The organism is Flavobacterium poyangense (assembly GCF_011751075.1).
Classification (GTDB): domain Bacteria; phylum Bacteroidota; class Bacteroidia; order Flavobacteriales; family Flavobacteriaceae; genus Flavobacterium; species Flavobacterium poyangense.
Genome location: NZ_JAALLN010000009.1, coordinates 20,369 through 41,992, shown reverse-complemented (window position 1 = coordinate 41,992; position 21,624 = coordinate 20,369). Strand labels below are relative to the sequence as shown.

At 34.5% G+C, this 21,624-nt stretch carries 16 protein-coding genes; 11 read left to right on the top strand and 5 right to left on the bottom strand.

The window, feature by feature from the left end:
• The first annotated feature begins 1 nt into the window (after window position 1).
• The 4 genes from G3A47_RS14760 (at window position 2) to G3A47_RS14745 (ending at window position 5,612) form a co-directional block, all read left to right on the top strand.
• Window positions 2–2,203 (top strand): penicillin acylase family protein, encoded by a 2,202-nt coding sequence (locus G3A47_RS14760; protein WP_166923638.1) that lies wholly within the window; start codon window positions 2–4, stop codon window positions 2,201–2,203.
• 497 nt (window positions 2,204–2,700) lie between these two features.
• Window positions 2,701–3,474: a dienelactone hydrolase family protein gene (locus G3A47_RS14755; protein WP_166923637.1), complete on the top strand. Its 774-nt coding sequence runs from the start codon at window positions 2,701–2,703 to the stop codon at window positions 3,472–3,474.
• 130 nt (window positions 3,475–3,604) lie between these two features.
• Window positions 3,605–4,582, top strand: a complete 978-nt coding sequence (locus G3A47_RS14750) for a DUF3667 domain-containing protein (protein ID WP_166923635.1) — start codon at window positions 3,605–3,607, stop codon at window positions 4,580–4,582.
• 7 nt (window positions 4,583–4,589) lie between these two features.
• Window positions 4,590–5,612 carry a M28 family peptidase gene (locus G3A47_RS14745; protein ID WP_166923633.1) on the top strand — a complete coding sequence of 341 codons (1,023 nt, stop codon included), beginning with the start codon at window positions 4,590–4,592 and terminating at the stop codon, window positions 5,610–5,612.
• A 183-nt stretch (window positions 5,613–5,795) separates the two neighbouring features.
• Here the strand turns inward: G3A47_RS14745 and G3A47_RS14740 are convergent, their stop codons facing one another.
• From G3A47_RS14740 to rho, 4 genes are all read right to left on the bottom strand, one after another.
• The gene (locus tag G3A47_RS14740) at window positions 5,796–6,824 is read right to left on the bottom strand and encodes a site-2 protease family protein (protein ID WP_208328372.1); all 1,029 of its coding nucleotides are present in this window, start codon (window positions 6,822–6,824) and stop codon (window positions 5,796–5,798) included.
• Window positions 6,825–6,993: 169 nt separating this feature from the next.
• Window positions 6,994–8,871 carry a prenyltransferase/squalene oxidase repeat-containing protein gene (locus G3A47_RS14735; RefSeq protein WP_166923629.1) on the bottom strand — a complete coding sequence of 626 codons (1,878 nt, stop codon included), beginning with the start codon at window positions 8,869–8,871 and terminating at the stop codon, window positions 6,994–6,996.
• Between the two features lie 452 nt (window positions 8,872–9,323).
• Entirely contained in the window at window positions 9,324–9,446 is a 123-nt protein-coding gene (locus G3A47_RS23955) for a hypothetical protein (RefSeq protein ID WP_256371223.1), read from the bottom strand.
• Between the two features lie 285 nt (window positions 9,447–9,731).
• Window positions 9,732–11,579, bottom strand: coding sequence for a transcription termination factor Rho (gene rho / locus G3A47_RS14730; RefSeq protein ID WP_166923627.1), 1,848 nt, complete (start codon window positions 11,577–11,579; stop codon window positions 9,732–9,734).
• 183 nt (window positions 11,580–11,762) lie between these two features.
• Here rho and G3A47_RS14725 point away from each other — a divergent pair, with 183 nt between their 5' ends.
• From G3A47_RS14725 to G3A47_RS14715, 3 genes are all read left to right on the top strand, one after another.
• Complete coding sequence (locus G3A47_RS14725; RefSeq protein WP_166923625.1) at window positions 11,763–12,176, top strand: DUF4293 domain-containing protein; 414 nt, start codon at window positions 11,763–11,765, stop codon at window positions 12,174–12,176.
• 163 nt (window positions 12,177–12,339) lie between these two features.
• Complete coding sequence (locus G3A47_RS14720) at window positions 12,340–13,002, top strand: response regulator (protein WP_166923623.1); 663 nt, start codon at window positions 12,340–12,342, stop codon at window positions 13,000–13,002.
• 13 nt (window positions 13,003–13,015) lie between these two features.
• Complete coding sequence (locus tag G3A47_RS14715; protein ID WP_166923621.1) at window positions 13,016–13,924, top strand: sensor histidine kinase; 909 nt, start codon at window positions 13,016–13,018, stop codon at window positions 13,922–13,924.
• 3 nt (window positions 13,925–13,927) lie between these two features.
• Here G3A47_RS14715 and G3A47_RS14710 read toward each other — a convergent pair whose 3' ends face one another.
• A complete protein-coding gene (locus G3A47_RS14710) occupies window positions 13,928–14,422 on the bottom strand; it encodes a metallophosphoesterase family protein (protein WP_166923619.1) in 495 nt (164 codons plus the stop codon).
• A 341-nt stretch (window positions 14,423–14,763) separates the two neighbouring features.
• Here G3A47_RS14710 and truA point away from each other — a divergent pair, with 341 nt between their 5' ends.
• From truA to G3A47_RS14690, 4 genes are all read left to right on the top strand, one after another.
• Entirely contained in the window at window positions 14,764–15,504 is a 741-nt protein-coding gene (truA, locus tag G3A47_RS14705; RefSeq protein ID WP_166923617.1) for a tRNA pseudouridine(38-40) synthase TruA, read from the top strand.
• Between the two features lie 65 nt (window positions 15,505–15,569).
• On the top strand, window positions 15,570–17,324 hold the full coding sequence (locus G3A47_RS14700; RefSeq protein ID WP_166923615.1) for an ABC transporter ATP-binding protein: 1,755 nt from the start codon (window positions 15,570–15,572) through the stop codon (window positions 17,322–17,324).
• A 33-nt stretch (window positions 17,325–17,357) separates the two neighbouring features.
• Complete coding sequence (locus G3A47_RS14695) at window positions 17,358–18,929, top strand: histidine kinase (protein ID WP_166923613.1); 1,572 nt, start codon at window positions 17,358–17,360, stop codon at window positions 18,927–18,929.
• Window positions 18,930–19,014: 85 nt separating this feature from the next.
• Complete coding sequence (locus G3A47_RS14690; protein ID WP_166923611.1) at window positions 19,015–21,615, top strand: zinc-dependent metalloprotease; 2,601 nt, start codon at window positions 19,015–19,017, stop codon at window positions 21,613–21,615.
• Window positions 21,616–21,624 lie beyond the last annotated feature (9 nt).

The window sequence follows — 21,624 nt, the reverse complement described above, 5'->3', positions numbered from 1 at the left end:
TATGTTGCAGCCTCTTAATAAAATAAAACTTATCGTTTTGGTTTCTTGTACAACCTTTACTGCTTTGGCACAAAAAATCAATACAAAAGAAGCCAATCGTCTTGAAAAACTGGCACAACAGGTAACCATTATCAGAGACAATTGGGGAATTCCCCATATTTATGGAAAAACAGATGCCGATGCCGTTTTTGGTTTACTTTATGCACAATGTGAGGACGATTTTAAAAGAATCGAAATGAATTATATTGAAAAACTGGGTCGTCTTTCTGAAATTAAAGGGCAATCTGTTTTATACAATGATTTAGAAATTCGCCTTTTAATTGATGCTGAAGACGCAAAATCAGATTATAAAAAGGCACCACTTTGGCTTAAAAAATTGCTGAATAGTTATGCCGACGCCATCAATTTTTATTTGCACAAACACCCTGAGGTTAAACCTGCCCTTTTAACGCATTTTGAGCCCTGGTATCCGCTTTTATGGACAGATGGCAGTATTGGAGCCATCAGCACTGCTGATCTCTCAACTGCAGAGCTTAAAGCTTTTTATTCCGGAAACAATGACAAAGTAGCTTATGTTGAAAGAGAGAAAAATGTACAAACCGGTTCAAATGGTTTTGCTTTTGCCCCTTCTAAAACGGCTGACGGAAATTCAATTTTGTATATCAATCCGCATACTACCTTCTATTTCAGACCCGAAGTTCAGGTCACTAGTGAAGAGGGGCTCAATGTGTATGGTGCAGTAACCTGGGGACAATTTTTTGTTTACCAGGGTTTCAACGAAAATTGCGGTTGGATGCACACCTCATCTAATGTAGATGTAGCAGATATGTACGCAGAAAAAATCACCAATAAAAACGGAAAACTTTTTTATGAATTTGATAATAAGCTACTGCCGGTAATTGAAAAAGAAATCACAATAAACTACACTGAAAAAGGGAAATTAATTGCTAAAAAATTCAAAACCTATTTTACTAATAACGGTCCGATCATGGCCAAACGTGATGGAAAATGGATTAGTTTAAAATCAATGAACCGCTCCATGAACAGTCTCATTCAAAGTTGGGTAAGAACAAAATCCAAGAATTTTGAGGATTACAAAAAGGCAATGAATTTAAAAGCCAATACATCCAACAACACAGTTTATGCTGATAACAAAGGAAATATTGCCTATTGGCACGGCAATTTTGTTCCGGTTAGAGACAAAGCACTTAACTGGTCTAAAGTGATAGACGGCTCATCATCAGCTACACAATGGAAAGGTTTACATGACGTTAACGAAACGGTTCATTTGTACAACCCTTCAAACGGTTGGATTCAAAACTGTAATTCAACACCTTACACTGCAGCAGCCGAAAACAGTCCGAAAAAAGAAAACTATTTGCCTTATATGGCCCCCGATGGTGAAAATTTTAGAGGCATCAATGCGGTTCGAATTTTTAGCAAAGGCGAAAAATACACGCTGGATAAAGTAATCTCCGATGGTTATGACAGTAAATTATCTGCTTTTGAAATCCTTCTTCCCAGTTTGATTACGGTATTTGAAAAAAACATAAAACCTACTGATCCGGAATATTCCGATTTAATTGAGCCGATTACTTTATTAAAAAATTGGGATTATTATGCTTCCGAAAATTCTGTTGCCACTGCCCTCGCAGTTGAATGGGCATACAAACTGGACCCAATTATCCAAAAAGCCTATATCGACGAAGGCGAAATGGATCAGGTAGAAAACACCAAACAATTTGCTAAAAATGCTACAGTCAAGCAACTGATTCCACAATTGCTGTCGACTCTGCAGGAACTAAAAACCAAATGGGGAACCTGGCAAGTTACATGGGGCGAAATCAACCGTTTTCAGCGTACCAGCGGAGCCATTGATTTAAAATACGATGATACAAAACCAAGTTTACCGATTGCATTCGGGCCTTCTACCTGGGGAAGCTTGCCGGCTTTCAAAAGCAGTTATCAAAACAATTCCAAAAAACGATACGGCTATAATGGGAACAGTTTTGTTTGTGCTGTAGAATTTGGCCCAAAAATAAAAGCAAAATCATTGTTAGCCGGAGGCAATAGCGGCGACGAAACTTCAAAACATTTTTCCGATCAGTCAGAAATGTATCAGAAAGGAAAATTTAAAGAGGTTTCTTTCTACAAAGAAGATGTCTTAAAAAATGCAGAACGAACTTATCACCCGGGGGAATAATTCTTAGCCGCTAAAGGCTTAAAAATAATTCTTGGAAATTCGTGAAATAGATGGCAAAAATAGTTAGTCACAAATTACACGAATTTTCACTAATTATTTTTTTTTAAACCTAACTCTAGTTGCTAATAATGGAATGTAAAATGTGGGTTGTGAGATGTGAGTTGTGAGATGTGAGTCTGAAATTTGTTGCGTTTTGTTTTGCTGTTTAATGCTACATGATAAACATAGAAGATAATAGAATTTATAGTTGTTGTTGAAGTATAGTAATTATTCTTTAAGATTTGGTTTCTACAAAAGAACGGATAATTTCTCACCCTCACTTTTTACATCTCACATTTTACAACTCACATCTCACATCTCACAACTCACAACTCACAACTCACAACTCACAACTCAAATCTTTAAAGTAGCAACTTAAAAACAAACCTTGGAGGAAATATCTTCCGAGGTAATTTTGTAACATAATATTTCTGATATTTGTTAAAAATTGTAAATTCATGAAAAACCACACCTTCCTGCTTTTTGCTACTATCCTATTTTCCAGCAGCATAATCGCTCAGTTAAAACCTGTAAAATATGCTGACAACAATCAGACACTAAATGGTCTATTTATAAAATCGGCTAAAAAAAGTCCAAACAATCCCGGAATTTTGCTTTTGCCCGCATGGCTCGGAATTGATACTGCTTCAAAAGGAATTGCAGAAAATTTATCCAAATTAGGATATCATGTTTTTATAGCGGATATTTACGGCGAAGGAAATTATCCAAAAAACACTACTGAAGCCTCGAAAATAGCAGGGCATTACAAAACCAACTATGCGGAATATCAAAAAAGAATCAATCTGGCTCTACAAGAATTAGTAAAATCCGGTGCAAAGGCCGATAATATTGTTGCAATTGGCTATTGTTTTGGAGGAAGCGGGGTTCTTGAAATAGTCCGCGGACATCTGAACGTTAAAGGGGTTGCTTCTTTTCACGGAGGTTTAAGCAAAGATCCTGCAAGGCCTACTGAACCAACCACAGCTAAAGTTTTAATTTGCCACGGTGGAGATGACCCGTATGTATCTGCTGAAGAAATAGCCACTTTCCAACAAGAAATGCGCGATGCTAAAGCTGATTGGCAAATGATTTACTATGCAAATGCGGTTCATGCATTTACAAATCCTGAAGCCGGAAATGACAATTCAAAAGGAGCAGCTTACAATCCGATCGCTACAAAAAGAGCTTTCGCACACTTGCAACTTTTTCTTGATGACGTTTTAAAAAAATAATAAATAACAGGTATTGTGAGAAGTGAAATGTGAAATGTGAAATGTTAAAAGTAAAACTTGAAACTTGAAACCTGAAACATACTAAACACTAATTTCAATACCAACAAAACCAAATCATTCAAAATAACCAATGTCAAAAAACACCATTAGAAAAGACAAAACCTGCCTAAATTGCAGACACGTTGTAGAACAAAAATTTTGTCCTAATTGCGGGCAGGAGAACAGTGATACCCGAAAAACATTTCACCACCTATTCATTCATTTTTTTGAAGATTTAACGCATTATGAAAACGCTTTTTGGAAAACAATCCGCAACTTGCTCTTTAAACCTGCAACCTTAACCAAAGAATATCTTTCAGGAAAAAGACTGTCCTATCTTGCTCCTGTTCGTTTATATATTTTTATCAGTTTTATTACTTTTCTTTTAATTGCCTTATTTCCAAGCAAAGTCAGCGAAGGAATCAATAAAAGTGAAGAAGTGATTTCCGCCGAAATGGCCAAAACAAATCAAAAAGATAAACTGGAAAAAATGAAAATTTCCAGCAAGTATTTCAACTTAAGGCCTGTCAAGGAAATGGACTCCATTCAAAAATATGGAAAAGAGGGAGAAAAACTTACTGATTTTGAGTACTGGGCTTACGAAAAAGTGTATGCCACTACGAGCCACTATACCAAAAAAGAGATTATTGACAAGTTTATAGAATCGTTTTTTCACAACATTCCCAAAATTCTGTTCATCATCATGCCGTTCTTTGCCTTTTTCTTATGGCTTTTTCACAACAAAAAGAAATGGTACTATTTTGATCACGGCATCTTTACTTTACATTACTTTTCTTTTCTCCTGCTGATCTTTCTGATTTTATTTATTATAGAAAGGTCAATTGGTTTGCTGGGGTCAGATAGTCCGCTAAGTTACGTATCAGATATTACAAGTTTTATTGGTACTGTTTGGATGTTTTATTATTTCTTTCCGGCACACCATCGTTTTTATGGAGAATCCAGAATCGTCTCATTTGTTAAAAGTGTATTCTTATCTATCATAAACTTTATTTTTATTCTATTTTTACTTCTATTCTATGTTTTTTACATATTTATCAATTTACACTAAACCAAAAATGAAAAAAATTGTTCTCTTATTATTAATTGCTTCAGCATTTTCTTGTAAAAATGCGCATTCTGTTGCCTCTAAAGACAATTCAGATCCAACGAAGTACATCAAGGTTATCACCGAAAAAGATTTAAAAACGATGTTGTATACGGTAGCCTCCGATGAAATGGAAGGCCGTGAGACGGGTTCAAAAGGACAGAAAAAAGCCGGTCTTTACATGATTGAACAATACAAAAAAATCGGAGTTTCGTTTCCTAAAGGAGCAAGTGATTTCTACCAACCCGTTCCGGCAGCATTCTTAAATGCGAGACGCAACGAAAACTTACCTGATTCTGAAAATATCTGGGCTTACATTGAGGGCTCAGAAAAACCGGACGAAGTATTAGTAATCTCAGCGCATTATGACCACGTTGGAATCAAAAACGGAGATGTTTACAACGGTGCCGATGACGACGGATCGGGAACTGTTGCCCTTATCGAGATTGCAAAAGCCTTTGCAAAAGCGAAAAAAGAAGGACACGGACCAAAACGTTCTATTTTATTCCTGCATGTTACAGGGGAAGAACACGGTTTACACGGTTCACGCTACTATTCTGAAAATCCGTTATTCCCACTTGCCAATACAGTTGCTGACATCAATATTGATATGATTGGTCGTCGTGATATAGAACACGCACAATCCAACAATTATGTTTACGTAATTGGAGCCGATCGTTTATCGACAGATTTGCACAATGCGGTGGTAAGTCAAAACGAAAAATACACAAAGGTAGACTTGGATTTTAAATTTAACGACCCAAAAGATCCAAATCATTTTTACGAGCGTTCTGACCACTATAACTTTGCTAAATATGGTGTTCCTTCCGTATTCTTCTTTAATGGAGTTCACGAAGATTACCACGGCAAAGGCGATGAACCTGAAAAAATCGAATACGATGCTTTGACCAAAAGAACACAACTGGCATTTGTTGTTGCCTGGGATTTAGCGAATAGAGAGCACAGACCTGTGGTTGATAAACCGATTAAATAAAGGTGCAGAGGCTCAAAGTAGCAAAAATTCAGAGGTTTTACACTTTAAGTTAAGACACAAAAAAGGGATGAAGTTTAAAATTTCATCCCTTTTATATTTTTCAATTTAAATTATTCCAAATCAAACGACACCAACCCTTTGAACCTTTGAACCTTTGCCACTTTGAACCTTTCTCCCCCCTTCTTAATCTTTCACAGAAGTATGGAGTCTCTCTTTAATTTTGAAAAACAACATAGTGACTATTTTTTTTACTAAACCGATTACTAAGTAAAAAAAGAACATTGGCATCAATAATTTAGCAAAATCTGTAATTGAAAAAGTGCCACTGTCAGCAAACAAATTCTGAATAAATTTCACTACATTATAGGGAAAATATAAAATTGAATCCGGATTTTCTACAACCAAAAAATAAAAGAAAAACAGTATCAGGGTATAATTAAGTAACCCGTAAACTAGTAGAAAATAATCTTTTATTCCCCAATTATTATTTTTAAACCTAAGAAACTGTTTTATTTTTAATAGTGCCTGAGCCATTAAATTCGGTATTTCCATCGTATCGGATAAAATCCAATATCCATCACTTCTTGCAAAGGGATTTAAATTACGAAATGATGAAATTGAGAAAATAAAGAAAAAAGTGACCAGATGCTCATAATTCGTCAATAAACCAATTAGGAATAAAAAAACAGCATATATAAGTTCAAAATATATTCCGGCTATATTTACGACAATTCTTTGTCTTACTGATAATTTCCAAATATCCGTAACGTCAGAAAAAAACACCGGCATAAACAAGTAGAAGCCAGCACCTATACCGCCATGTTTCGCACCATAATAATGTGCAGCAGAAGCATGTCCCAACTCATGAAAAATAACCCCAATAAAACTCAATACAAAATAGAGAAACCACTCTGATTTAGAAATACCGACATGAAATATTTGGCTGTCAAATAAATAAAAACAGACCCCTACCGCTAAAAAAAATATACCTATAATAGTATTTAAAACTTCTCGCTGGAAAAACATTTGCAAAGAATCAGTAAATACAGAAACCCCTTTTTCATTAAGTAAAACAAAACTTAATTTTAAATAATTAGGTTTCGGATTTTGTTGTACAACTGCAATATCACTTTCAATAATTCCAAATTTTGCCAATTTATTATATAAAAAATCATATGCAAAATCAATCGTAATTGAAGTATTATATTTCACATTGTATTCTGAAACTATAACATGCAATTTTTTCTTATTATCAATTAATTTTATAAAATTATAAAACTGACCCGAAATTTTTATTCTGTGATCATAAACAACCTGATGAATAAAAAAATCATTTTTATTGAACCCATTGATGATAATATCCTTAGAAAGAACAGGGATTCTATCTGTGTGCATATTTTGATAATGATTTTAAAATTGTCGATGTAGTGAATAATCTGCCAAATTCATTTGCACGAACATTCATTCCTATATTTCCTACCGGAAAATGTTTATCTGCAGGAATTATATCATTTGTATACGGTAACTGCAACGAATCGGATCCTTTCCAGGAACCATCTTCATATTGATTTTTAAGAAGATATTCAATTGTTTTTTTTATCTCCGGACTTGCAGCATTATCCCCTACTCCTAACAATAAAATCTCTAAGGCTAAGCCGGTATAAAATAAATTTTCTCCGTATTTATCAGAAAAGCTTCCATTTTCATTTTGTTTTGCTTTTATTTTATTGCGAATAAAAGTCCATTTATCGTTATCGTTTAACAAATGATAAACTTTGGCTAAGTAGTAATATGTGTAAATATCACTTGTCCACCAATATGAACTTAAGTTTTCATTGATTTTTCTGTCAAAATACAATTTTACTTTTCTAAAAGCATCTCCTCTTTGATTTTGATTTGCCAAAAAATAAAAACTTACTGCGCTAACACAATTATGGGTTGACAACCATCCTTCAATAGCTGTTACCTCACTCAAGTTAAGTACATCAAGTATATTTGTATGTACGGAATATGTAGAAAATCCGCCCTCTTCTTTTTGGAATAGCTGTTCCCATTTTTTTAAAAGTTCTACAGGTATGGGTTTTTCATTAAATAAATAAGATAAAAAAACAAAATTTGTAGAATCGGCATCCTCAGTCCAATTAGTGTTATAATCCCATAATCCATTTACAGAATTTCCATCCAAAAAGAACAACGCTCTTGATATCTCGTACTCAAAAATTAACTTTAAAGCTGTATCTTCCGACAATTTAGACAAGATAAAAGCTGTAGACCAAACAGTACTGATACCTCCCTGATTGATATAATCATGCCAAGCGCCATTTTGTTTTTGATTTGTTTTTATAAATTCGACCCCATTTGTAATACACTGATCGATAGTGTTTATAAGTACAATTTTATTTGACAAGCTCATTTCAGTATTTAAGATTTCCAAATAATTGTCAAATTCAAAAATTGCTTTAGCAAATGTCTTTTTTGTATCTGTCACCATATCTTTCCATTTTGGTACATCTATGTCTTTAACTGCCTTTAATGCTTTCTCACAATATTCAATTCCCAATTGAAAAATTTGCTTTGCAATTCCTCTTATATATAAGTACTTTTCTAACAGGATAGGATCACTTTCAGAAATCCTTTCTTTTTTAAGAAGATGTATCGCCCAGTTAAACTGCCCATTTACCAAATCTTCTTTCAAATCTTTTACGTCATCACTTAATTGAAATGCAACAGAAAAATATTTATGTGAAAGATGTAAGTCCCGACATAAACTTCCGCTATAATCGTCAAGACTATACAAACAATCTATAGCAACTTTTCCAAACGCAGACTTTTTATCTGACAGAGCTTCATATTCCTCTATGGCTACAACTTCTTTCTTAAATAATTCTTTTTCCAGATAAACGGCTTCGAAATATTCCATTTTTCTGGAATTCCATAATTTCCAAAAAACATGATCTATCCCAAAAATATGTATTAATATCTTCACGCTTTCTTCCTGACAAACAGACATTAAAGAAAAAACTTCTACTTTCTTTTCATCAATTAAACAATCTGTAAGTATCGTTGCCTGATAATATAAATAACCTGCAATATCAAGTAAATCGAGTTGCGATTGATCTACAGTAAAAGCATCCGCAAAAAGTGAGGGATAGTTTTGATAATAAAGAGGATTATTATTTATGAATTTATAATCTAAAATTTGGCTTTTAAAAATATCTGAAATATCAAGCTGCTCAATGTAAGTTTTAAATTTTATCACTATTATAAATTTATAGAGAGTAAAAATAAAGGAGAACAAAACATTCTCCTTTATTAATCAATGTTAACTGCGACTTATTCCTTCAGAATAATTCATTTTACTAAACAGGAAGCCTAATTTCAGCAAATTCATTCGTCCAATCTCTGAACTCGTATCTTTTTTCAAGTTCTTCGACTTGAAATTTCTCTAATAACTCTTTTTCTGTTTTCATTTGTAATAATTTTTAGTATTAATAAATATTTAAAAACCTTAAAAACTAAAGATTTAACTTAAAGATAAATTTATTGGTAGAAGCAACAGCACCATAAGTTATAATCGCAAAGCACTGCTTCATATCTGTTCCTTTTTTCAGATGGACACACAGATATTCAAGAAAAAAATAGAGGAGAATAAAATATTCTCCTCTATTAATCAATGTTTACTACCACTTTATTCCTTCAGAATAAATCATTTTACAAATACGGATACGAACTAAGTCCTTCAAATTTTTTTCCACTCGTCCAACTTCTGAACTCATATCTTCTTTCCAGTTCTTCAACTTGAAATTTCTCTAATAACTCTTTTTCTACTTTCATTTTTAATAACTTTTAATATCAATTAAACAATTAAACCACTTAAATACAAATATTTAGCATAAAGATAGTTTTATTGGTAGAGGTAACAGAATCATAAGTTATAATTGCTAATCTCTATTTCATATCTGTTCCCCATTGCAAACGAGCAAAAAGCTATTCAAGGAAAGATCAATAAAACAAAAAACCGCCTCAAATTTACTTTGAGACGGCTTCTTATTTTATTTATATTTCTTTTTTTTAGGTATCCAAAAAAACTTAGGAACTTAAAAACTCAGAACCCCCTTTTTAGTCATTCATAGAAATCAAAAACTCCTCATTATTTCTGGTTTTCTTGAAACGATCGTTTACAAAATCCATAGATTCTACCGGGTTCATATCCGATAGATATTTGCGCATGATCCACATTCTTTGCAGTGTTTTTTCGTCTAATAATAAATCATCACGACGTGTACTTGAAGAGGTAAGATCAATAGCAGGGAAGATACGTTTGTTCGCAATTTTACGATCCAATTGCAGCTCCATATTACCGGTTCCTTTAAATTCTTCAAAGATCACCTCATCCATTTTAGAACCTGTTTCCGTCAATGCAGTTGCAATGATACTTAACGAACCTCCATTTTCTACATTTCTGGCAGCACCAAAGAAACGTTTTGGTTTTTGCAAGGCATTGGCATCAACACCACCACTTAAAACTTTTCCTGACGCAGGCTGAACCGTATTGTAAGCTCTGGCCAAACGAGTAATCGAATCTAACAAAATAACAACATCATGTCCGCATTCTACCAGACGTTTTGCTTTTTCAAGTACGATATTGGCAATTTTCACGTGTTCTTGTGGCTCTCTGTCGAAAGTTGAAGCGATTACTTCTCCACGAACACTGCGTTGCATATCTGTAACCTCCTCAGGGCGCTCGTCGATAAGAAGAACGATCAGATAAACTTCAGGGTGATTGGCTGCAATTGCATTGGCAATGTCTTTTAGTAACATTGTTTTACCCGTTTTCGGTTGTGCCACAATCATACCACGTTGTCCTTTTCCAATTGGAGAAAACAAATCGATAATACGGGTTGAAACGGAACTGCCTTTTTCGGCTAATTTGAATTTTTCTGAAGGAAAAACCGGAGTTAAGTGTTCGAAAGATACTCTGTCGCGAACTACTTGCGGATCGTGACCATTAATTTTAAGTACACGAACCAAAGGGAAAAATTTCTCGCCTTCTTTTGGTGGGCGAACCACTCCTTTTACAGTATCACCGGTTTTTAAACCGAATAATCTGATTTGTGAAGTTGATAAATAAATATCATCCGGAGAGGCTAAATAATTATAATCTGATGAACGTAAGAATCCGTATCCGTCGGGCATCATCTCAAGAACACCTTCACTTTCTATAATTCCGTCGAATTCAAAGTCTGAATCTCTGAAATTATTCTTTTTATTTTTATGATTTGGATTTTGATTCGCGTTATTTCCATTTCCATTTCCGTTCCCGTTTTGATTTGGATTCTGATTCGGGTTTTGATTTTGATTCGGATTCTGGTTTTTATTCTGATTCGGATTTATTTTTTTGACCGGAGCAGGAGTTTCCGTTTTTTCAGCTGTTATGGCGGGAGTTTTCTTTTTTTCGACTATTGGAGCCGGAGCATCAACATTTTCATTAACTTCCTCATTGGCAACTTCCTTTGCAGCTTCTTTTTCTTTTTGCTGAGCGACCTTTTTCTCGTAAGCTGATTTATTAAACTTTACTATTTTCGGGCCTTTTTTCTCTACTGCTTTATTCTCTGTAGCTTCTTCCGTTTTTGGCGTTTCGCTTGGAGCCTCCGGAATTGCTGCTATTACAGGTGCTTCCTCTACTTTATCAAATTCCAGAACCGGTGCATTTTTGCTAGCTGCTGCCTTTTTTTCAATCGGTGCTTTCTTGGCTGGAACAATTCTTGCTCTTTTAGGTTTGTCTTCCACTACTTCCGCATCAGCCACAGTAGTAACAGGCGGCGCTACAGTCGCTTCTTGGTGCGCTAAAATCTGACTGATTAAAGTCTCTTTTTTAACACCATTAAACTTTATAGTTTTAGCTAACTTAGCTATTTCTTGAAGCTCAGCAAGCTTCATTTCTTTTAATGCAGAAATATCAAACATGAATGTTCTATGAATTTAATTATTTTAACGGAAATACTGTAAAAAGAATAGGTAGATAATTGTTTTGAATTGACCGCAGTATGAAGTGCTTACGGTATTATGATGCAATAATACGAATAAAATTTTATCATACAATAGTATTTATAAAAAAGAAAATATATTTTTGTAAAACAATTTTAGACCATGATACAACGAATTCAAACCATATATTTAATTCTTACCTTTATCGTAACGGGAGTATTACTGTTTTTTATTCCGCTTTGGACATTAAACAACGGGAAAGCGTTCTATTTTATGCAAGACCAGGTGTACACCATTTTATTAGGTCTAAGTACAATGCTTACGATTGTCAGCATTATTTCATACAAAAAAAGACAAAACCAGTTTGTCATGGGCAGACTGAATATAATATTAAACTTAATTTTATTAGGATTATTTGTATATCGATCACTAAATTTATCTGGAGAAACCGTTTTGGTTTCTGAGAAAGGTATTGGGATGTTTCTACCGATTGTCGCTATCGTGTTATTAGTTTTAGCTAATAAGGCCATCAAAAAGGATGAAGATCTTGTAAAATCTGTAGATCGTTTGAGGTAAACCTATAAACTTAATTTATTTGTGTGAAAAAACCCGGATTTTATTATCCGGGTTTTTTTGTGCTAAAAATTATACCATCCTCAAATGGTTCCGCCCGCCCATAAAAAAGATTACCTTATCCTAAGGTATTTTCCATAAGTTTGAGTTTTTCTGAAAAACAACAATGACCAAAAAAATAAGAATACATCTTGCCGATGACCATCAGGTACTCATAGACGGCCTAACCAATTTATTGCAAACCATAACCGATTTTGAAGTTGTAGGCCATTCCTTAAACGGGACCACTATATATGAAGACGTTACAAAAAACAATGCCACTATTCTGTTGTTGGATATCAGCATGCCAAATAAGGATGGGATCGAAGTCCTAAAAGAATTCAGTCAAAAAAGTTTTCCTTGTAAAGTCATTATTCTTTCCAGTTACGATGATTTAAAAATTGTAAAAGAAGTAATGAAACTGGGGGCAAAAGGTTATCTCACAAAAAAAAGTGCCGGCGAAAATATCATGGAAGCCATTAAAGTTGTTAGTGCAGGTCAAGAGTATTTTGATGATCATGTAAGAGAAAAAATATTTGCCGGCTTTACTCAGAATAATCCAAAATTAAATAAAAACTCCTTTGAGGAAAACCAAATATTAAGCCCCAGAGAATTGGAAATCATTACGCTGATCTCACTGGAATACAGTGGAAAAGAAATTAGCGAAGAACTTTTTATAAGTCTGAATACCGTTGAAACACATCGAAAAAATATCATGAAAAAATTAAAAGTGAAAAACGTTATCGGTTTGGTGAAATATGCTTTAAAGAACAATTTGATAAAACCTTAATTACATCACCAATATGCCAATTATCAGGACGTCCCTACTCTTTTTCCTTTTTTGGATCTTTAGTTCAACCATTGCCGTTGATCACTCTAATAACAACCAAAAGAATACAATAATTACTAAAAACTCACCCAACAGCTCCCTGCTTCATCCTCATTACACCACCAATAAAATAATAGCCAGTTTGTTGATTATTCTTGTGGTGCTGTTATTGTTTTTATTTTATTTCTACTACCAAAACAACGAGCTAAAACGAAAAAATAAACAAAAAAACATCAAGCAAAAAATACAGCTCGAAATCATTAACTCTGCGATTGACAGCATGGAAAACGGACGAAAAAAAATAGCTTCTTTTCTTCATGATGATATCAATTCCTTGCTTTCCTCTGTTGGTTTGCATCTCAATACATTTACAGCTCAAAACAACATTCAATCTGAAGAAATCACTAAAGCAAAAACGATACTCGAAGAGGTTCACGATCGTTTACGCGATATTTCTCATGAATTGATTCCCGCTCTTTTAGTTCGCTTTGGACTTTTATATGCTTTGGAAGATTTATGCGAAAAAAACTCAAATTCAAATCTTCATTTTCAGTTTTCAAGTTCAATATCAACCGAAAAAAGGTATCCCGAAAAATTCGAAATGAATATTTATTTTATTGTATCCGAACTCCTTAACAACATAACAAAACATAGCAACGCAACAAAAGCCGAAATCGCATTACATGAAAAAAAAGACCGGCTAATGATCACTATTCAAGATAATGGAAAGGGTTTCATCGCCGGAAAACCAAGCAAAACAGAAGGCTTTGGCCTTAACCGAATCAGAGCACGGATTAAAAAACTAAAGGGAAATTTCAATATTAGTTCTAAAGAAAATGAAACTACAGGCACCAAAGTAAAAATAGAAGTGCCTATTTCATAAACTTTATTTTTTACCTATTTCCACAATCTCCAAATCTTTTATTTTGTCATCATCAATCACGAATCGCAACATCGTTCGCATTTGATGAAATCCGCTTTTACCTGCAGCACCGGGATTCATATGCAACAAATTATTCTTTTTATCAAACATAACTTTCAGAATATGAGAATGTCCGCAAATAAATAACTTCGGGGGATTTGAAGCCATTTCTTCTCTTATATTCGGATTGTATTTTCCGGGATAACCTCCGATATGAGTAATCCAAACGGAAACATTCTCACACATAAAACGATTGTGCAACGGAAATTCTAATCTCGCCTTTGCATCGTCTATGTTTCCGTAAACACAACGCAACGGTTTCAATTTTTTAATAGTATCTGTAACATTCAGATCACCAATATCTCCCGCATGCCAAACCTCATCAGCCTGAGCCACATATTTTAAAATAACATCATCAATATGACTGTGGGTATCGGAAAGAAGGAGGATTTTTTTCATTTTTTATTTAAAAGGTTCAGAGGTGCAAAGGCGCAAAGGTACAAAGGTACAAAGGTACAAAGGTTTTCTCTGTAGAGACGCACCGTAGTGCGTCTTTTATTAGCGGCTGGTATTAGACGCACTGCTGTGCGTCTCTATGTCATTACCTGTGGTTTACAAACGTATACTGTATTTTAAACATGTTTTGGTTAGACGCATTGCTGTGCGTCTCTACGTCATTACCTGCGGTTTACAAACGTATACCGCATTTTAAACATGTTTTGGTTAGACGCACTGCTGTGCGTCTCTACATTAAAAAAAACCTTTGTACCTTTGTACCTCAAAACCTTTGCACCTTTACTTTGAGATATTTTATTCAATTCGCCTATAACGGAACACATTACCACGGCTGGCAGATTCAGCCAAACGCTTCTTCTGTACAGGAAACTTTAAACAAGGCACTTTCTGTTTTATTAAATTCAACTATAAATATTATGGGAGCCGGGCGTACGGATAGCGGTGTACATGCTCAGGAAATGTATGCTCATTTTGATCTTGAAACTCCAATAGATATTCCGGTTCTGGTTCATAAACTCAATTCGTATTTACCCAAGAGTATTGCCATATTTGATCTTATTGTGGTTCATGATGATGCACACTGTCGATTTGATGCGACCAAAAGAACGTACGAATATCACATCAACACTGTTAAAAATCCATTTTTGGAAGAGTTGAGCTGGTACTTTAATCAAAAATTAGATGTAGCTTTGATGAATGATGCTGCAAAAATCTTACTGAATCATACCGATTTTCAATGTTTTTCAAAAGTGAACACAGATGTGAACACTTTTGATTGCACGATTTTTGAAGCATACTGGAAAAATGAAAACGACAAATTAGTTTTTACAATTTCTGCGAATCGCTTTTTGCGAAATATGGTTCGATCTATTGTAGGTACTTTAATTAATATTGGTTTACACAAAATTACGCTGGATGATTTTGAGAAGATTATCGCCAGTAAAAGCAGGGAAAAAGCCGGATTTTCAGTACCGGCACACGGACTGTACTTAACCGATATAACGTATGATTATATTAAAAAATAGTGCCGAAATTAAAAAAACTGAAACTAAAGGCAGGAAACAAGCGAAGTAAATAGCTCCAACATACAATGAAAGCAAAAGCATTTGATACCCGTTTATTCAAACGAATTCTAAAATATACCAAACCTTACAAATGGCGCTATTACGGCGTTATTATATTTGCTGTTTCGCTGTCTGTTTTTGCAGCACTCCGCCCCTACTTATTAAAACAAACGGTCGACGGCTATATCAAGACACATGACCAATATGGTTTGTTGCTATATATCCTATTAATGGGAGTCGTTTTACTGATGGAAGTTTTCTCTCAGTTTTATTTTGTCTACTGGGCCAACTGGCTTGGACAGGATATTGTAAAAGATATCCGAACTAAACTCTTCAAACATATTTTGAGTTTCAGAATGAAATATTTTGATTTGGTTCCGGTGGGTCAACTGGTAACGCGATCTGTTTCTGACATTGAATCTATTGCCCGTATTTTCAGCCAGGGACTTTTTATGATCATAAGTGATCTGATGAAAATGATCGTAGTCTTGATCTTTATGTTTTACATGAACTGGAAATTAACCTGGATCGTAGTGGTTGCCATGCCGATTTTGGTCTACGTCACCAGAATTTTTCAACGTAAAATGCAGGTTGCTTTTGAAGAAGTTCGTACGCAGATTGCCAACATGAACTCTTTTGTTCAGGAACGTGTTACCGGGATGAAAATTGTACAGCTTTTTAACCGTGAAAAAATCGAAGCCGAAAACTTTAAAGAAATCAACAACAAACACAAAGTAGCCTGGATTAAAACCATTTTATACAACTCCATCTTCTTCCCTATTGCCGATATTATTTCATCTATCACTTTAGGATTAGTGGTTGTTTATGGCGGTTTCCGAATTTTAAACGGTGATCATTTCACCACTTTTGGAGATTTGTTTTCATACACCATGTTTATTGGTATGTTGTTTAACCCATTGCGCCAGATTGCGGATAAATTCAACGAGATGCAATTAGGAATGATTGCCGCCAATCGTGTTTTTGATATTATAGACACCCAGGATCATATTCAGGATACCGGAACGCTTGAAGCACCTGTCTTTGATGGTAGCATTGAGTTTAAAGAAGTGCGTTTTGGTTATATTCCGGAAGAAGAAGTTATAAAAGGAATCGATTTATCGGTAGCTTCAGGACAGACCGTAGCTATTGTAGGATCAACGGGAGCCGGAAAATCAACTATCATCAATCTTCTGAATCGTTTTTACGAAATTAACAGTGGTACAATCTGCATTGACGGACACAATATTGAAAGTTACACACTGGCTTCTTTGCGAAAACAAATAGCAGTCGTTTTACAGGATGTGTTTTTGTTTGCTGATACCATTTACAACAACATTACCTTACACAATCCGGAAATCACCCGTGAAAAGGTTCTAGATGCTGCCAAAAAAATTGGTGTACACGATTTTATTATGAGCCTTCCCGACAATTACGATTTTGATGTTAAAGAACGTGGGGTTATGCTTTCGTCAGGGCAACGTCAGTTAATCGCTTTTTTACGTTCGTATGTAAGTAATCCGAGTATCTTGATTTTAGATGAGGCCACTTCGTCGATTGATACCTATTCCGAAGAATTGATTCAGCGCGCTACGGAAACCATTACCAAAGGACGAACTTCGATTATTATTGCACACCGATTGGCCACCATCGTAAATGCGGACAAAATCGTCGTAATGGATAAAGGTCTGATTGTTGAAGAAGGAACGCACCAGGAACTCCTTACCAAAACCGACGGTTATTACAAAAATCTGTACGATTCGCAATTTGCCGTCGCGAATTAATTTTTTCACTAATACACAAACTATTCTTTTTCTTTGAAATTCAGTTTTAGCAATACCACTTCCAGACGAGCCTTTTTAATTTATGGCACGATGTCTATTGTGCTTACCGTGATTTCGGTTTATTTTATCAGTAATATGATTACGGATCTTAGTGATAAAATGAACGAATCGAATGCGCGTCGGAATTTTATTAAAAAACAGGAATTCATGACTCAGGAATTTTCGAAACTTCTGGAACATGAAAGACAAATCGAACATGTTTTAAAAATAAGTCCTTCTAAAAACCTGTCATCGAATCTTGAAGTACTAAGTTCAATTCAGAGCACAAGTCCGCTGATTAGCAATAACTGGTTTCAGATCAATGAAAGCGAAATTAACTTCGGAAATGATACAGCTTCCAACGTTTTAAAAAATGACATTCGCGATTTCACAAAAAACAATAAATCTTCACAATATATAAGTATCATTATTCCGCAGGGAAAAGAATGGGTTTGGAGAATTTATTTCAGAGCTGTTACTCCCAACCAAACCATTGTTCGCTATGGCTATGACATCAATTTAAAAGCACTGCATAATTATTTTTCCACGATAGATGCCACCGCACTAAATTATGCTTTTGTATTTGACCAAAAAGGGAGATGTATTTATCATCCCGAAACTACTTTTATAGGCAAAAATGTTTATGATATCTCTTCGATTCAACCTTCTGATACCATTTTCACCAAAAAAAAGGATTATGTTCAACGTACTACACTGTCGGAATATCTGAAACTCGATGTTATTCGTTTTACTAAAAAAATGGATATAAAAGGAGTCAAATGGTTTATTTGCGTAAGTTTCCCCGAAGATGTTTATGACGAAGATGTTACTTCCATAAAAAAATATACAACAGCAATATATTCGATTACGACAATAATGCTTCTCTTTATTTTCTATCTGTTTACTTATGCAAACAGAAAAGCTTATAAAGAAAAAGAAATTGCCATTCAGGAAAAGAATACATTACTTGTAGAGAATGAAAAAATAATCAAAGAGAAAGCCCTTATTCAACTGCAACAATTAAAGGAGCAGATCAATCCGCATTTTTTATTTAATTCGCTCAATTCTCTTTATATGTTAATTGGCAATGATATAAAAACGGCTCAGAAATTCACCTTAAACCTGTCCCGTATTTATCGTTACCTAATTGATCCGCCCGAAAAGAACATTGTCCTTCTCAAGGATGAATTATTGTTTATCGAGAAATATATTTTCCTGCAACAAACCCGTTTTAAAGATGAGCTGTTTTTTTCTGTCGAAGTTGAAGACGAATCGGCTTTAACCAAAAGCCTACCTTATTTAGCACTTCAGATTGTGGTAGAAAATGCAATCAAACACAATATGGCTACGGAGGAAATTCCGTTGCGTACCACTATTGTTATTAAGACAGATAAAGTTATTATTACCAATAACCTTCAGAAAAAACAGCACGCAGAACCAAGCACTAATTTTGGATTAAACTACCTCAGAAGTATTTACAACCACTATTCTAAAAATGATTTCAAAGCCTCAGAAAAAGAGGATAATTTCGTATGTATTTTGCCTTTAATCGACATTCACTCCTAAAAACAAGCCATTCACTCCCATTCCTTTTTTTTTTGTTAGGAAAACAAATATTTTCGAACAAAATTAACCTAAAATTAACACCAAAATGAGGGAAAAGGCAATCCTGTTTGACTTAAAAGTAATCTGCGTATTAGTTTTATTTTTATTAGGCCCGATTTCTGCTTATTCGCAAAAGAATAAGAAAAAAGAAAACACTACCGAAACAGCAAAAGACACAACTTCTTCTAAAAAAGGAAAAAAGTATAATGATCTTGTAAAAAAGGGAACCGTAAAAAAAGGACTCTTTAATATCATTCAGGTTAAAACTGATGTCTATTTTGAAATTCAGGATAGTTTATTCCAAAGAGAATTTCTGGTTGTAAACAAATTATCTCAGGTTCCTTTTCAGGTAAACGATGCGGGATTAAACAAAGGAATGAATTACGAAAATAAAGTAATTAGTTTCTATAAAGATACCATCGCAAAGAAAGTCTGGGTAAAATCATATGTTCCGCAAGTTTCTTCTCCAAAAGATGATGCGATCACAGCTTCAGTTAAAGATAATTTTTCTGAATCTATCATAGAAGTATTTGACATTGAAACCAAAAACAATGACTCTACTTCTATCGTTATTAAAGTCAACAAAATTTTTGACGGAAAACAAAAAAGCTTTAATGATGTTTTAAGCAACATTAGCTTTGGCGGTTCTGTAAAATCTGACTTATCTTATATTGAAAGTTTAAAATCGTTTCCTAAAAATGTGGTAGTAAAATCACAGTTAACAACTTCTGTTAATGAAGGAGGAGCCTCATTATCTGTAACACTTGGAGTAACAAGTAATATTGTTTTGTTGGATAAAGTTCCGATGAAAGCTCGTTTCTCTGATGACCGTATTGGATATTTTACAGAAAAACACTGGTATTTTGCCGATGCCCAACAGGCAATGCTTGAAAAAGAATTAATTACCCGTTGGAGATTAGAGCCTAAAAAGGAAGATGAAGAACGTTATTTAAAAGGAGAATTGGTTGAACCCAAAAAACCTATCGTTTATTATATCGATCCATCGACTCCTAAACAATGGAGAAAATATATTATTGACGGTGTTCATGACTGGCAGATTGCCTTTGAAAGAGCCGGATTTAAAAATGCCATTATTGCTAAAGAACCAACAGCTGCCGACTTAGATTTTGATGTTGATGATGTGCGCTATTCTGTTATCACGTATGCTGCTTCGCAAAAATCAAACGCGATGGGACCTTCTGTGGTTGACCCAAGAAGTGGTGAAATTATTGAAGCTGATATTATCTGGTGGCACAATGTAATGACTTCTTTACAAAGCTGGATGCGTATTCAGACCGGGCCAATTGATCCGAAAGCCAGAGGAAATACGTTTAGCGATGAGCATATGGGAGAAGCAATTCGATTTGTATCTTCTCACGAAGTAGGTCATACTTTTGGATTGAAACACAATATGGGCTCTTCATTTGCTTATGATGTTGAATCATTGCGTTCTAAAGAATTTACTGCAAAAATGGGTGGAACAGCTCCTTCAATTATGGACTACGCTCGTTACAACTACGTAGCACAGCCGGAAGATAACGTTACCGCTATCACTCCTAAAATTGGTGAATATGATAAATATGCAATCGAATGGGGATACAGATGGTATGCTCCTAATGAGAACGAAAAATTAAAACAGAATGCTTTAATCACGGCACACCAAAACGATCCGATTTATTTTTATGGTGAGCAACAAGATGGAGCTAATTTAATAGATCCACGTTCTCAGTCTGAAGATTTAGGAAATGATGCTGTTAAAGCAAGCGAATACGGTATTAAAAACTTAAAACGTGTTGTTGATAATGTTTTAAACTGGACTTACGATAAAGATCAGTCGTACTACGAAACTGCCAAATTATACATCGGAACTATTGGTCAGTGGCAAATGTACAACCGTCATGTATTAAACAATATTGGAGGTGTTTACTTAAATGTAACCGTTCACGGTGACAACAAACAGAGTTATGTTCCTGTTCCTGCTTTGATGCAGAAAAGAGCAGCAGACTACCTGGTTAAAAATGTACTTACGATTCCACAATGGTTATTTTTCAATCCAATTTTAGATAAAACAAATCCATTGAAAGATTCTCCTCTAGGACCTTACGAATACACTCCGTATACCTTATCAAGAGAATTACAATATGGTATTATGTACGATTTATTTAGTGATGACCGTTTATTGAGAATAACTGAAAACGAATTGTATCAGCGTAATGAAACCAAAGAAAAGGTTTTTACCGTAAATGAGTTATTCAGAAAAATGCATCAACAGGTTTTTGCTCCAACAATCTTAAACAAACCGTTATCTATTCTGGAACGTATGACGCAAAAGAATTATGTGGATGTTCTGATTGTTTCGACCGGCAAATTATTTGAAAAAACAGACGCTAAAAAAACAATTGAAATACAACAAACCTTAAGCATGCCACATTTGTGTACTGCTGCGCATGAGGGAAAAATGGCAAGAAACATCAATCAGTCGTCTTTAAAAAGAGTTACAGAAGTGACCTCTGACAAAAAAGGAGAACTTGCAAAAGTACTTCAACTTCTAAAAACAAAAAAGAATACCGGAGATCAATCGACTCAAAACCATTATACAGATTTAATACAAAGAATCGAAAAAGCATTAAGTAACACAACCTTTTAATAAATAACC